Annotated in this window: 10 protein-coding genes; 6 read left to right on the top strand and 4 right to left on the bottom strand. The window is 68.1% G+C overall.

From position 1 onward, the window contains the following. Positions 1-41 precede the first annotated feature (41 nt). Entirely contained in the window at positions 42-848 is an 807-nt protein-coding gene (locus ACWF99_RS18385; RefSeq protein ID WP_378638688.1) for a methyltransferase domain-containing protein, read from the bottom strand. A gap of 76 nt (positions 849-924) precedes the next feature. Here ACWF99_RS18385 and ACWF99_RS18380 point away from each other — a divergent pair, with 76 nt between their 5' ends. The 3 genes from ACWF99_RS18380 (at position 925) to ACWF99_RS18370 (ending at position 3,959) form a co-directional block, all read left to right on the top strand. After that, positions 925-1,503, top strand: a complete 579-nt coding sequence (locus ACWF99_RS18380; RefSeq protein WP_452536940.1) for an HhH-GPD-type base excision DNA repair protein — start codon at positions 925-927, stop codon at positions 1,501-1,503. A gap of 105 nt (positions 1,504-1,608) precedes the next feature. Further along, on the top strand, positions 1,609-2,313 hold the full coding sequence (locus ACWF99_RS18375) for a hypothetical protein (protein WP_378638579.1): 705 nt from the start codon (positions 1,609-1,611) through the stop codon (positions 2,311-2,313). Positions 2,314-2,678: 365 nt separating this feature from the next. Then, positions 2,679-3,959: an ROK family transcriptional regulator gene (locus ACWF99_RS18370; RefSeq protein WP_378638582.1), complete on the top strand. Its 1,281-nt coding sequence runs from the start codon at positions 2,679-2,681 to the stop codon at positions 3,957-3,959. Positions 3,960-4,019: 60 nt separating this feature from the next. On the opposite strand, the gene ACWF99_RS18365 is transcribed toward ACWF99_RS18370, so the two are convergent. Further along, positions 4,020-5,642, bottom strand: coding sequence for a DUF2207 family protein (locus tag ACWF99_RS18365; RefSeq protein ID WP_452536939.1), 1,623 nt, complete (start codon positions 5,640-5,642; stop codon positions 4,020-4,022). A 278-nt stretch (positions 5,643-5,920) separates the two neighbouring features. Here ACWF99_RS18365 and ACWF99_RS18360 point away from each other — a divergent pair, with 278 nt between their 5' ends. Both ACWF99_RS18360 and ACWF99_RS18355 read left to right on the top strand, forming a co-directional pair. Continuing rightward, positions 5,921-6,832, top strand: a complete 912-nt coding sequence (locus ACWF99_RS18360) for a neutral zinc metallopeptidase (RefSeq protein WP_452536938.1) — start codon at positions 5,921-5,923, stop codon at positions 6,830-6,832. Between the two features lie 257 nt (positions 6,833-7,089). Next, positions 7,090-8,115 carry a neutral zinc metallopeptidase gene (locus ACWF99_RS18355; RefSeq protein ID WP_452537160.1) on the top strand — a complete coding sequence of 342 codons (1,026 nt, stop codon included), beginning with the start codon at positions 7,090-7,092 and terminating at the stop codon, positions 8,113-8,115. Here the strand turns inward: ACWF99_RS18355 and ACWF99_RS18350 are convergent. Together ACWF99_RS18350 and ACWF99_RS18345 are read right to left on the bottom strand one after the other, a co-directional pair. Next, positions 8,112-9,389 carry an ammonium transporter gene (locus tag ACWF99_RS18350; protein WP_452536937.1) on the bottom strand — a complete coding sequence of 426 codons (1,278 nt, stop codon included), beginning with the start codon at positions 9,387-9,389 and terminating at the stop codon, positions 8,112-8,114. The two genes, ACWF99_RS18355 and ACWF99_RS18350, sit on opposite strands and share 4 nt — an antisense overlap. A 66-nt stretch (positions 9,390-9,455) precedes the next feature. Next, entirely contained in the window at positions 9,456-10,280 is an 825-nt protein-coding gene (locus ACWF99_RS18345; protein ID WP_378638592.1) for a hypothetical protein, read from the bottom strand. Between the two features lie 445 nt (positions 10,281-10,725). Here ACWF99_RS18345 and ACWF99_RS18340 point away from each other — a divergent pair, with 445 nt between their 5' ends. Continuing rightward, positions 10,726-13,338, top strand: coding sequence for a DNA polymerase III subunit gamma and tau (locus ACWF99_RS18340; RefSeq protein WP_452536936.1), 2,613 nt, complete (start codon positions 10,726-10,728; stop codon positions 13,336-13,338). The last annotated feature ends 186 nt before the right edge of the window (positions 13,339-13,524 follow it).

Genomic DNA, 13,524 nt, shown 5'->3' with positions numbered 1-13,524 from the left:
ATCACCGGCGTGGGTGGGGCCCGCCGAGGCCCCGCCCACGCTCAGTTCGGTTTGGTCACCAGCGTGCCGAACAGGGTGACCGAGATATGGATGTCGCCGCGGTCCGCGCCTGCCTGGAGGTCGGCGAGGAGCTGATCGCGATCGCTCGCGGTGATCGCCCCGCGCAGGGCGGCCAGGTCCGCGATGCGGCGCACCAGCGCGCCCGCGCCGACCGTTCGGTCCTGCACCAGCGCGTGTGAGCCGATCTCGTCGACCACCAGGCCGGTGGCGCTGAGCAGCCCGGCGAGGCGACGGCCCGAGAGCGGATTGGTGGTCGAGGAGATCAGGGTGTCGATCACCGCGCTCACCACCCGGGGGTTGCCGGGATGCACGATCGCGGTCGCCCAGTCGCAGTCCACCACCACCGCGCGTCCACCGGGCCGCAACACCCTGGCGATCTCGGCCGCCGCCCGCGCGGGTGCGGTGAGGTGCTGGAACACCCGTTCACACAGCACCGCGTCGAAGGTGTCGGCGCCGAACGGTAAGCCGTAGGCATCGCCGGAGACGAAGCTCGCGCTCGATCCGGACTCCACCGCACGGCGCTGCGCCGAGGCCAGCAGATTCGGATCCGGCTCGACGCCGACCGCGGTGCCGTGGGGCCCGACCTCCTCGGCGAAGGTGAACACCTCCGAACCGGTGCCTGATCCGATATCGAGGGCACTCTCGCCGGGCCGCAGCGCCAGCGCGTGGTGACTCCAGGCGCCGAGCGCGCGCATACCGGGCCGGGTGACTTCCAGATCATGGGCGTCGATCAGCTGATCCCGGGCCGCTCGGTCGAAGCGGGCCGGGCGTGGGGTGTAGTCGGTCATTCGCACCGCCAGAGTGGGAGCAGTCCTCGTGAGCATGGACTCAGAGGCTACTGGTGAAATGTGTCACGATGAATGTATGACTCGCACGCTGTGCCTCGCGCAGGAATCCGAGGCCGACGAACTACTCAGCACCGACGATTTCGCGCTGCTGCTGGGGATGTTGCTCGACCAGCAGTACCCGATGGAGCACGCGTTTCGTGGGCCGCGCAAACTCGCCGAGCGCATGGGCGGATTCGATCTGCGCCGCATCGCCGAAGCGGATCCGGCCGAATTCGAGGAACTCGCGGCCACCCCACCGGCGATTCACCGTTATGGGCGGTCGATGGCGCGGCGGGCCCAAGCGCTCGCCCAGTATGTGATCGAGCATTATGACGGCGTACCTGCGCAGATCTGGACCGCGGGCGATCCCGACGGCGCGGAGGTGCTGCGCCGGTTGCAGGACCTGCCGGGGTTCGGGGAGCAGAAGGCGAAGATCTTTCTCGCATTGCTCGGAAAACAGCGCGGCGTGCAGCCCGACGGCTGGCGAAAAGCGGCCGGATCCTATGGCGATGACGGGTCGCGACGCTCGGTCGCCGATGTCGTCGATGCCGAAACATTGTCGGAAGTACGAGAATTCAAGAAGCAGGCCAAGGCGGCGGCCAAAGCCTCCAAATGAATTCCTAGTTAAGATCTAGCTGCTTTTTTCCCTCGTCACGAGGGTGGATCTGCTCGAAGCTTGCATCTCGAACAGCTCCACAACAGATGAGGGATTGGCAGTTTTATGAAGATGAGGAAGTTCGCCGTTGTCGCGGCGCTCCTGACCGTGGCTACGGGCATCACGGCGGGCACCGTGAACGCCGCGCCGGCCGAGGAAGCCGCCCCGATCAACTACACCGCCGAGGTCGTCGACGATTCGAAGGCCGTCATCACCACTGATGCCGGCTCGCTGGTCGAAGAGGACGGTGTCTTCAAGATCAAGGCTCCCAACGGCGCCACCCTCGCGGGCACCCCCCTGAGTTTCCGCCTCGACGAGTTCGAGCTGCCGATCGCGGCCGAGATCTCGGGCAACACCGCGACCCTGACCCCGCAGCTGGATCCGGCCAAGGCGGTCTACAAGCCGGTCGCGCTGCCCTACGAGGACAAGGCGCCGTGGAAGACCGAGTACGAGCGTGAGCAGGCTGCCTGGAGCCGTCTGACCTCCACCATCTCGCTGGGTGCCGCTATCGGCACCCTGGTCGGTGGCCTCGGCGGCGCCGCGCTCGGTTGCGTCGCGGGTGCGGCGGGCGGCCTGGTCGCCGGTGGCGTGCTCGGCGCGATCTTCGGCGCCCTCCCCGGCGGCATCGGCGGCTGCGTCGTCGGCGCCACCACGATCGGTGCCCTCGGCGTCATCCTGGGCCAGATCTTCATCACCGCCCCGGTGGCGATCGGTGCTGCGATCCAGTACTTCTCCACGATCTCCGCGCCGTTCAACGCCCCGGCCAAGTAGGTCCGGCCGGGTCGTCGAAACCCCCTGCGGGAACTCCGGTTCCCCGCGGGGGGTTTTGCCGTTGACACCCATTGCGCCTGTCATGCGCACCGCTGACCTGCGGCGATGATGTGCCGCAGCGCACAATTCGCCGGTTTGGCTTGGATGGGTCGGGATTCGGTGTTAACTTGATTGTTATGTCCAGCAACCATCTCACCGCCCAGCGGGTCACCTACGTGACCGCCGCTCTGGGCTTGCGGTTGCCGTTGACGCGCGAACTGTGTCGTTCCTGCTTCTGCAGCTGAGCCCTTCAGGTTCGCGAGCTGCCACGCCCCACGTGTAGGCAATCCCGTTGGGATAACGGGATTTTTGGCAAGGAACTTCATATGTCTGCTCCCATCATCGATCGCCCCGTCTCCCGGACGGGCGCCGGTCGCCCTCGTGTTTCCCGCCCCGTTGTGCCGCCGGAGCTGCGGCGTAGCGACAACCCCGCCGCAGCGGTGCTGCGTACCGCGGCCTCCGGTCCGGTCTCGCGCGACAATGCCGCGCGAGCAACGGGTTTGAGTATCGCCACCGTCAATCGACAAGTGGCGTCGCTGCTTTCGGCGGGATTGCTGCGTGAGCGGCCCGATCTGACCGCCGCGGGCGCGGTCGGCAGGCCGCGGGTGCCCTTCGAGATCGATCACGACGCCTACCTCACGCTGGGCATTCATATCGGCGCCGAGGCGACGAAGATCGTCGCCGCTGATCTGCGTGGCCGCATTCTCGGCGGGCTCGCCATCGCCACACCCCAGACCGGGCAGGAATTCGCGGTCACCACCGTCGCGCGCAGCGCCAAGGCGTTCCTGCAGCGGTGGCATCGGCGGACGCCGCTGTGGGCCGGTGTGGCCATCGGTGGGCGGGTGGATCCGCAGAGCGGTGTGGTCGACCATCCGAAGCTGGAATGGAAGGGCGCGCCGATCGGGCAGGTGCTCGGCGATGTGCTCGAGCTGCCGGTTTCCGTCGCACCGCACGTCGAGGCGATGGCGGCCTCGGAGCTGCTGCTGCCCACCTTCGACGCGCGCAGGCCCGAGCCCGATACCGAACTTCCCGCTGCCCAGCACGGCAGCAGCCTCTACTTCTACGTCCGCGAGACCGCGGGCATCGCCGTCACCCTCGACGGCCGGGTACACACCCCGAGCAATGGGCCCGGGTCGATCGCGCATCTGCCGACGGGCTCCGATGTGCAGTGCACGTGCGGCCGGCGCGGATGCCTGGAAGTGACCGTCGGTGATCGGGCCCTGCAGGCTCGGGCTGTCGGACGCGGAATCATCCCGGCCCACAACGGGACTGCCGGGACCACGATCAATGATCTGTATCGGGCGGCCGAGTCCGGGTCCGAATCGGCGCGGGAACTGCTCGCCGAGCGGGCGACGATGCTCGGACAGACCGTCGCGCTGGTTCGCGACATGCTCAACCCGGATCGAGTTGTGCTGGGCGGGCAGGCTTTCACGGGGTACCGGCCCGCTCTGGGGCATGTGGCTCGGGCGTTTTCGCAGAGCACGCAGCTGGCCGCCACCGATATCCGGATCAGCGGATTCGGGGGGAAGGTCCAGGAATTCGCCGCGGTGGTGACGTCGTTGAGCGCGTTGTACGCGGACCCGCTGGCGGCTGTCCGCCGGGTATAGCACAGCGAAAGGCCCTGCGACTCTTGACGAGTAGCAGGGCCTTTTCGTATCCCGGGTCGCTCAGCGCGGGTTGAAGGCTCCCTCCAGTGCCGTGATGAAGAACGGGAACTGGGCGGCGAAGCGGTGCAGGTTGGGGTCTCGGTCGTAGCCGGCGAACCAGTAGAGGCCGGGTTGGGAGTCGGCTGCGGGGTTCATGTCACGGAAGGTGCGGATCCAGTTGTCCGCTCGGCCGCTGATCACCGTGTAGGGGAGGGCGCGGGAGAAGATCGTCTCCTGGTCGATGGGCGGGATCCCGTCGCGCACGACGGTGTCGAGACCACGGTGCATCGCGCGGATTCGGCCGGCGACGGTGTCGCCGAGTGGGGTTCGGGTGGGGAGGTAGTTGGGGAGCAGCATCGCCGCTCCACCCGCCAGAGCGATGGCTACGCCGACCAGGGCGTGGCCCGCGGTCAGGGCGAGGCTGACGGTGATGACCAGGCCGAGGACGATCAGGGCGGCGCCGATCCAGCGGGGGAGAGCGCGCTGTTTCGGGTCGGCGAAGGCGCCGGTCGCGACGGCGTCGTTGCGCATGGCCGCGCGGATCGGGTCCAGTTGCAGGCGGCCGGGGGCGCGCAGTTCGCGGACGGCGACGGTGTCGGTGCCTTCGGGGAGCAGCATGTCGTAGACGGTGCGCTCGTATTCGCGCAGCTGGTCGTCGGGAGCGTTGACGCGGCTGATGCGCCAATCGTCTTCGCCACGCGCGTTCACCGGGGTGATCCACAGGTAGCGCCGGACGGCGAGATCGACGACGGTGGCGGCGATGTCGACCGGATCGGCGTGTTCGTCGATGATCAGGCCGGCCTCGCCGGGGAGCACGCCATCGGGGGAGGTGAACTCCACGCGGCCTGCCTGCTGGATCAGCGGATCGAAAGCGTCGCTGCCCGCCACCGCGGCGGCGGCCCGCTTCCGTGCCAGCAGCACGTAGGCGATCATGCCGGCCAGCGCGAGCAGGAAGGCGCCGAAGGCCGCGAGCACGGGGGTGGTGAAGGCGAACGGGCCCGTACCGCCGCCGCGCACATCGGCATTCGCGGGCACGGTGCCGGGCGGCATCTGCAAGGTGAGGTCGATGGCATCGCCCTTGCGCAGGTCGGTCTGGTGCAGATAGAGCACGCCGTCGGGTTCGGTGTGGACATCGGCGCACGGCTTGGCATTGCCCGCCGAGCCGAGTTTGCAGTCGACGATGCCCATTTGGAAGCTCGGGCTGATCACCGAGACGTCGAGCACGGCAATATCGGCGTTGAGCACGCCCAGCCAGTGGAACACCTGCGTGCCCGGCATGTCGGAGACGGTGTTGTGCACCGTATACGTGAACTTCGATTCGCCCGGCTTCGCCTCGACGACGAACTGGTCGTTGACGGTGGTGGCGGTGCCCGCACCGCTCGCGGTCACATCGGTGACCTTGAAGATCCGTTCGACGTCGTCACCGACCTTGAGGCGCAACGGCAGCGACATCGTGAAATTTCCGTCGGCGGGGACCGCGACAGTTTCGATGACTTCGAGCACACCGGTTTCGGTGAGTGTGAGGTCGGCGGTGATCGAAACACCGGAGGTCGAGGGCTCCGTATGGGCTACCGGCGCGGCCACGAGCAAACCCGCCGCAGCGAGCAGCAGCGCGCCTGCGGCGCCCCCCCGAAAAGTCAGCATGGGTGCTTACTCTAGACAGCTTGCTATTCTGCGTCAGCGGCTGTCGACGACTCATGAGACGAGGGGGGTACGGGGGAGTGACTCAACCACCGTACGGTTATGGGCCGAACGGCCCAGGTGGACGACCGGTTCCACCACCCCCCGGCTATGGTCCGCCCCCGGGTTACCGGCCACAACCGGGTTACGGGCAGCCAGGTTATCCACAGCCGCAGGGCTATCCACAGGGTTATGGGCAGCGTCCGGCGTATGGTCCGCCGCCGGGATACCGCCCGCCGCCGATGCCCTACGGGCCGCCGGGCAGGCCGACTCCGCCGCCGCGAAAGCGGGGCGGTGGCTTCACTTCGGCAATCCTGGTCGTCATCTTCCTGCTGGTCGGCGGTCTGGTGAAGTACGCCGTCAATACCGGCGTCGACCTCGGCATCGGCGCGATCGGCCCGAAACCGACCACCACCTATACCCCGCAGCCCGGTACCGCGCCCGCCGCGACCGGCGACAACCCGCTGCTCACCGACTCCGACGGCACCCTGGTCCCGGCATCGTGCAACTACGCGCCGTGGGGCACCCAGGTGGACAAGGCGCGCGCCTTCTTCGAGTCGGCCGCGAAGTGCCTCGAGTCGGCATGGAAACCGCTGCTGGCGGAGAACAATCTGCCCTTCGAGTCGCCGACGCTCAGCGTCACCGCGACCACCGACGGCATCACCACCCCGTGCACCGGGTCGACGAGTAACTTCGCCGCCTTCTACTGCCCGGCGAACAAGACCATCTACATGCCGATCAGCCAGCTGCAGACCGATCAGTTCCGCGACAACTGGGTGGTGTACCTGTCGGTGTTCGCGCACGAGTACGGCCACCACGTGCAGGCTCAGTCGGGCATCCTGCGCAAGGCCAACAGCGAGCGCGTCGACGCGGGCGCCCGCTCGGCCAAGGGCCTCGAGCTCTCGCGCCGAGTCGAGTTGCAGGCCAACTGCTTCGACGGCATGTTCATCGCCTCCTCGAAGGGCGGTGGCTCGCTGACCTCCTCGCAGGTCACGGTCGCCACCAAGGATTCCTACGGCCGCGGTGACGGCCCCGGCGACATGCGCGACCACGGCACCGCCGAGCACGGCGGCCAGTGGTTCGAAACCGGCCTGGACCGCAACCTCACGGCCCAGTGCAACACCTTCACGGTGTCCGCGAGCGAAGTGAACTGAGGCTGTGCTGTTCCGCCTCCCCGCGTCTTCTGGCCGGACTCGTGTGCCACATAGGTAGCGTTGGCGGCTGACGGTGTGGTGCGGGGTGAGTCAGCCCGTTCCCGGTGAGTTACCCATGTCCGTGCGTGATCAGTTGTCAGGTGATTTCTATGTATCCCCCGCCTCCTCCGCAGCCGCCGTACGGTAGGCCCCTGCCGCCGTATGGCGGGCAGATGCCGCCGTATGGGGGACAGATTCCACAGTACGGTCGGCCCGTGATGCCGCCTTACGGTAGGCCGTTGCCGCCGCCGTACGGTTATGCGCCGCAGGGCTATCCGCCGCCGCGTCGGGGTGGTTCGGGGGCGGTCGGTGCGGTGTTGACGGTGTTGACCGTGTTCGGGGTCATCGGGTTGCTGGTCGCCGCGGTGGCCCTGTCCGATCAGAGCTCGCCGGGCTCGGTCGCCAAGACGACGCCGCCGAGTTTCACCTACAGCTCGAATTCGCCGGTGCCGACCACGAATCCGACGACTGCGCGCGCCACGACCACCGCGCGCACCACGGCGCCGACAACGACCAAACCGGCGGGGCCGCAACCTGTTATCGCCCTCGGTCAGCATCCACTGTTCAGCAACGACGACGCGGGCCTGACGAACATGGACTGTGATCTGCCGCGCTGGTCGACCGCCGCGGCGGTGGCCAAGGCCTTCTTCGCGGCGGCGCAGGTCTGCCTCGATCAGATGTGGCGGTCGAACTTGGCCGCCGCGAATCTGCCCTTCAAGAGTCCGGGGCTTGTTGTCGCGGAGAACTCCTCGGAGCTGTCATCGCCGTGCGGTGGCTCGTCCAGCGGCGCGTTCTACTGCAGCGCTTCAAGCACCATCTACATGTCGACGGTGGGGCTGGTCCTGCACAACACGCCGTATCCGCCGATGGAAGCGCTGTCGATCTACGCGCATGAGTACGGTCACCACGTTCAGGGGCTCACCGGCGTGATGCAGGCGTCGTCGAATCAGCGTCGTGAGCAGGGCACGATGTCGGCGGGCGGGCTGGAGACGTCGCGTCGAATGGAGTTGCAGGCCAGCTGTTTCGGCGGCATGTACATCGGCTCTTCGGAAGCAGGCGGTTCATGGACCTCGCAGGAGGGCTACGCCGCGGTGAAGCACCACTACGACCTCGGTGACGGCAACGGCCGCCACCGAGATCACGGCACCCCCGACCACAACGGCAATTGGTACAACCAGGGTTACACGAAGAACCGCAACTTCCAATGCAACACCTGGCTGGCACCAGCCGACGAAGTCAGCTAAGTCCCGTAGTGACCCTCGCCGAAGCGGCGGGGAGAGGAGCCGTGCACCCCTTCGGCATAGGCGGTTTCGGCGTGGAGGGCGAAGTCGATGCCCGCTGTCTCGTCTTCCTTGCTCACGCGGAAGCCGATGATCTTGTCGATGCCCTTGCCGAGCATCCACGAGACCGCGAAGGCATAGGCCGCCACCACCAGGACCGCGACGAGCTGCTTGCCGAGCTGGGCGAGGCCGCCGCCGTAGAGCAGCCCGTTCACGCCGCCGGTCATCACCTGGGTGGCCAGCAGGCCGATCAGGACCGTGCCCACGATGCCGCCCACGAAGTGCACGCCGACCACGTCGAGCGAATCGTCGTAGCCCGCTTTGTGTTTCCAGCCGACCGCGAACGAACACACCACGCCGGCGGCCAGGCCGACCAGCACCGCACCGAGAGTGTTCACCACGCCGCAGGACGGGGTGATCGCGACCAGACCGGCCACCGCGCCCGAGGCCGCACCGAACGTGGTCGGCCTGCCGTCGCGGATCTGTTCGACGATGAGCCAGCCGAGCATGCCGAGACTGCCCGCGACCAGGGTGTTCAGGAAGACAGCCGCCGCGGTGCCGGTGGCGCCCAGTGCGGAGCCCGCGTTGAAACCGAACCAGCCGAACCACAGCAGACCGGCGCCGAGCAGCACGAACGGCAGGTTGTGCGGACGCATCGCATCGATGTTGAAACCGATTCGCGGTCCGAGTACCAGCGCCAGGGCCAGTGCGGAAGCGCCGGAGGCGATCTCGACCACCAGGCCGCCCGCGTAGTCGAGCGCGCCGAAGTTCAGCAGCCAGCCGTCCGGTCCCCAGACCCAGTGCGCGATCGGCGCGTACACCGCCAGCGTCCACAGCGGAACGAACACCATCCAGCCCGCGAACTTGGCACGGTCGGCGATGGCGCCGGAGACCAGGGCGGCGGTCAGGATCGCGAACGTCAGCTGGAAGGTGACGAACAGCAGTTCCGGAATGGTGCCGCGGACGGAGTCGGGATTGATCCCGGCCAGCCCGAGATGCTCGAGATTGCCGATGAGGCCACCACCCGCGTCGTCACCGAACGCGAGGCTGTAGCCGGCGACCAGCCAGACCACGGTGACCAGCGGGATCGCGATGAAGCTCATCATCAGCATGTTCAGCACGCCGGTCGAGCGCACCATCCCGCCGTAGAAGACGGCCAGTGCCGGCGTCATCAACAGCACCATGGCGGTGGCCGCGAGTAGCCAAGCAGTGGCCGCCGGGTCGATCGTTGCGGGCACGGTAACTCCTTTCACGCGTGGATGCGTTGCGAGAAAGTTACCGAACACTCACCACGGATGGCGGCGCTAGCCCCGGTTTTCCTTGGCCAGCGCCCGCGTGCCGCGCTTGCCGGGAACGGGCAGGTCATCGCCGTCCGCGAGCCACTCGGCGGTGGTGAGCCAGCGTCGCTGGGCATGTGCGTCGGCCACGTCGAAGAACAGGCGGCGGCCGCGATCGTCGCGCGCGTCGCGGGCGAGCACCGCCCAGCTCGGCGGTTTGCCCCGGTCGGCGGTGTGCTCCACGACGAAGCCGGCGACCAGCTTGCCGATCATGTTGACCGGCTTCTGCGAGACCCGGTTGCCATATTTGGTCGTGTGCCAGCGCCGTGCCGGGCACAGTGAACCGGGGCTCGCGTTCGAGGCGATCCAGCCCGCGCGCTGTGCCCGCTCGATCAGCCACAGATGCTTGACCGCCGACGGCGCGATCTCACCCACCCGTTCGGCGATGAGTGTGCAGACCTCGGCATCGGCGAGGATATCGCGCCTGGTAGGGCCGATATCGTGGTCGGTCCAGTGCGCGGCGGCGAGACGGGCGAGGACGCGGCCGAACTCGTCGATGCTGCGCTGGGCGCGACGGCCGAGCCGCTCGATCCGCTCGGCCTCGCGGCGCATCTCGTTCTGCGCGGTGAGCGTGCGAATGGCCGCCATCGTCGGCACCTGCCCGCGTTCGAGCAGTTGCAGGATGGCGTCGGCGGTCGCCGGGTCGGCGGCGGCAGCGACGGGTAACGAGTCGCGTTTGATGTCGAAGTCTTGTGGGCTGATCGCCCGGCTCAGTAGCCCGACTGCGGCGTTGTCGCCGGCGAAGTCGGTGTGGGCGAGCCAGGCGGTTGCGATGTCATCACACGACAGCACGGTGAAACGTTCCTCCGGTCGGTGCGGTGGGGGAGCGATCGGTGCGCGAAGGTTGTGCCCCGGTCGGGATGAGGGACCGGCCGGGGTCACCAACCTGATGAAGGTTTGGCCACCGAAGTTGCCGAGATCCACGGTAGCCAGGCACTTGCGCCGCTGTCACGACCGTTCATTATTTCGTTACATCCAGTAAGGGGCCGTCAACCGGGGAATTGGTTTGCATTGCCGTGGCAACCAGTATCAACAGACTGTTCGATGGCGGATTCGCCACGTATGCAGCAGTCGATAGCTCAGCCGTTGCGCCTAGCGGCACGCTTTGCACCTACGCTCCATACCGCGAAATTCAATGTGATTTGGATCACATCATTATCAAGGCTTCGTTACCGCGCGTGGGTACAGTGCCATCCGCCGATAAACCCTGTCGGACGCTCTCGGTAGCCTGTGGGTCGTGGCTCTGTACCGGAAGTATCGACCGGCGACATTCGCAGAAGTAGTGGGTCAGGAGCACGTCACCGACCCGCTGAGTACAGCGCTGGATACCGGACGGATCAGTCACGCGTATCTGTTCTCCGGGCCGCGTGGTTGCGGTAAGACGTCGTCCGCGCGCATCCTCGCGCGGTCGCTGAACTGCGTGGACGGGCCGACGTCGACCCCGTGCGGTACGTGCTCGTCGTGTGTGGCGCTCGGGCCGGGTGGCTCGGGCAATCTCGACGTGATCGAACTCGACGCGGCCAGTCACGGTGGTGTCGACGACACCCGCGAGCTGCGCGATCGCGCCTTCTACGCACCCGCCGAGTCGCGCTACCGCGTGTTCATCGTCGACGAGGCGCACATGGTCACCACGGCCGGTTTCAACGCGCTGCTCAAGATCGTCGAGGAACCGCCGGCCCACCTGATCTTCATCTTCGCCACCACCGAGCCGGACAAGGTGCTGCCGACGATTCGCTCACGCACGCACCACTATCCGTTCCGGCTCCTGCCGCCCGCCACCATGCGCGGACTGCTCGGCAAGATCTGCGAGCAGGAGCACGTACCGGTGGAGGAGGCGGTGTATCCGCTGGTCATCCGCGCCGGTGGTGGTTCGCCGCGCGACAGCCTGAGCGTGCTCGACCAGCTGCTGGCCGGCGCCGGGCCCGACGGTGTCACCTACCCGCGCGCGGTCTCGCTGCTCGGCGTCACCGACGTGGCGCTGATCGACGACGCCATCGACGCGCTGGCCGCTAATGATGGTGCGGCCCTGTTCAACACGGTCGATTCGGTGATGGAAGCGGGCCACGACCCGCGCCGCTTCGCCGTCGACCTGCTCGAACGGCTGCGCGACCTGATCCTGCTGCGCGCGGTTCCCGACGCCGCCGACCGCGGCCTGGTCTCCGGTCCCGGCGACGTCATGGAAAGAATGCGTGACCAGGCCGAACGCCTGGGCCCCGCCACCCTCACCCGCTACGCCGAACTCCTGCACGAGGGCCTCGGCGAAATGCGCGGCGCCACCGCCCCGCGCCTGCTCCTCGAAGTGATCTGCGCCCGCATGCTGCTGCCGTCGGTGTCCGACGCCGAGTCGGCCACCCTGCAACGGCTGGAACGGCTGGAACGCGGATTCGCGAGCGGATCGGTCCCCGCCTCGGCCCGCCCGGGATCCTCCGCGGGTGAGCCTGCTGCGCAACGTCCCGCTGTGCCCTCGGCGAGTGGTGAGAGCCGCCGTAGTGGTGCGGAACTCCTCGCCGCCGCCCTGGCTGAAAAGGGGGCGGCGACCAGCGGTTCGCCGACGCCCGGCCCCGCGAGTCCCGTCGCCGCGGAGCAGAAGGCCGCCACCCCGGCCGCGCCCAGAACTTCCGCACCGCCCCCTGATGAGGCTGCGCCGATCGCCGAGTCCGCACCGCCGTCACCGGTGACTTCCGCATCGAGCGTGCCCCCGGCCGCATCTGCACCCGCGCCGTCCACATCGGTTACGCCGCCCAAAGCGGCCGAGTCACCCGTATCGGCCGCGCCGACGGCGCCGGCCGTGCCGCCGTCACCGGTGACTACCGCACCGAGCGTGCCCCCGGCGACGCCTGAGTCGCCAACCCCCGCCGCGCCACCGATCGATTCTGGGCGGAGCGACGTCGATACCCCTGCGGAAGGGGTTGCTCCCCAACAGCTTGCGGCAGATGCTCCCCCGGTCGAAGCGGACCGCCCCGCGCAGTCCGACTCCGGCCTTCGATCGGAAGGCTCGGGCCCCGAACGGTTCTCCAGGCCGTCGACCGGCAGTGACACGCCTCGCGCGGACATCGACTCGACTCCGGCATCGGAAGCAGCAGCGTCGCAGGCGGATTCGTCGGCTCAGCCAGAAGCCGACCTGGGCGACGCCGACGCGCCGCCGCGGGTCGAGTCTGTCGCCGCGCAGGCGGCGCCGCAGGTCGGCGCGGCACCCACCGAGGATCTGGTCGGGATCGTCGATGCCGCGTGGCCGGAGATCAAGGGCAGGGTGCGGGAGTTCGGGGCTACCTTGCAGGCGCTGTTGTCGGGGGCGGCGGTGTCGCGGGTCGAGGGCGAGGTGATCGTTTTCGCGCATCCGGCCGCGCCGTTGGCGCAGCGGTTGTCCGATCCGCGCAATATCGAGGCGGTGCGTTCGGCGGTGCGGGCCGTGCTCGGGCGTGAACTGGATGTGCGCTGGGAGACCGGTGCGCCCGCGCCGCGACCCGCGCCCGCCGCCAAGGCCGGGCCCGCGCGGGGGCCGGGAAATCCGGAGAGCAAGCCCGCGGGACGTCCCAAGTTCTCGCGGCCGAGCCAGGCGGCGGGCAATCAGTCGCCGAACCGGGCGAACCGGCCGTCCGACGATGACATTCCGCCGCCGGATTTCCCTGACCTCCCCGACGACCCCGGCCCGGACGAAGGGTCCGACTCCCGGTCGGGCGGCGATTCCGCGCGCAGTGCCGCCGTTCTCGCCCCGCCGACCCCGGAGGAAGAACGGGAGATGCTGGCCGCCGCCGCGGTGCCGGTGGCTCCCGGTGACCGTCAAGACCCGGACGAGGTCGCGCTGGCGTTGCTACGTGAACAGTTCGGAGCAAAGAGTCTGGATGGTTGACAGCCACCGTCCGTACCGCGTTAAGTTAACCGGAGTTCGCACACCACGGTAGTATGAACGGGTGGCCGGTTTCACCGGATGAGCATGGTTCTATGCTCCGCTGGTGTTTGCCGGGATTTGTACGGCGTCGAGACAATTGGTCGTGGCGTTCGTGCGGCCACCGCACCCCAAGGAAGGAAACACTCC

It is taken from the genome of Nocardia sp. NPDC055002 (genome assembly GCF_053608825.1).
The sequence above is the reverse complement of the archived record's forward strand: the minus strand, read 5'-3'. Positions and strand labels throughout refer to the sequence as shown.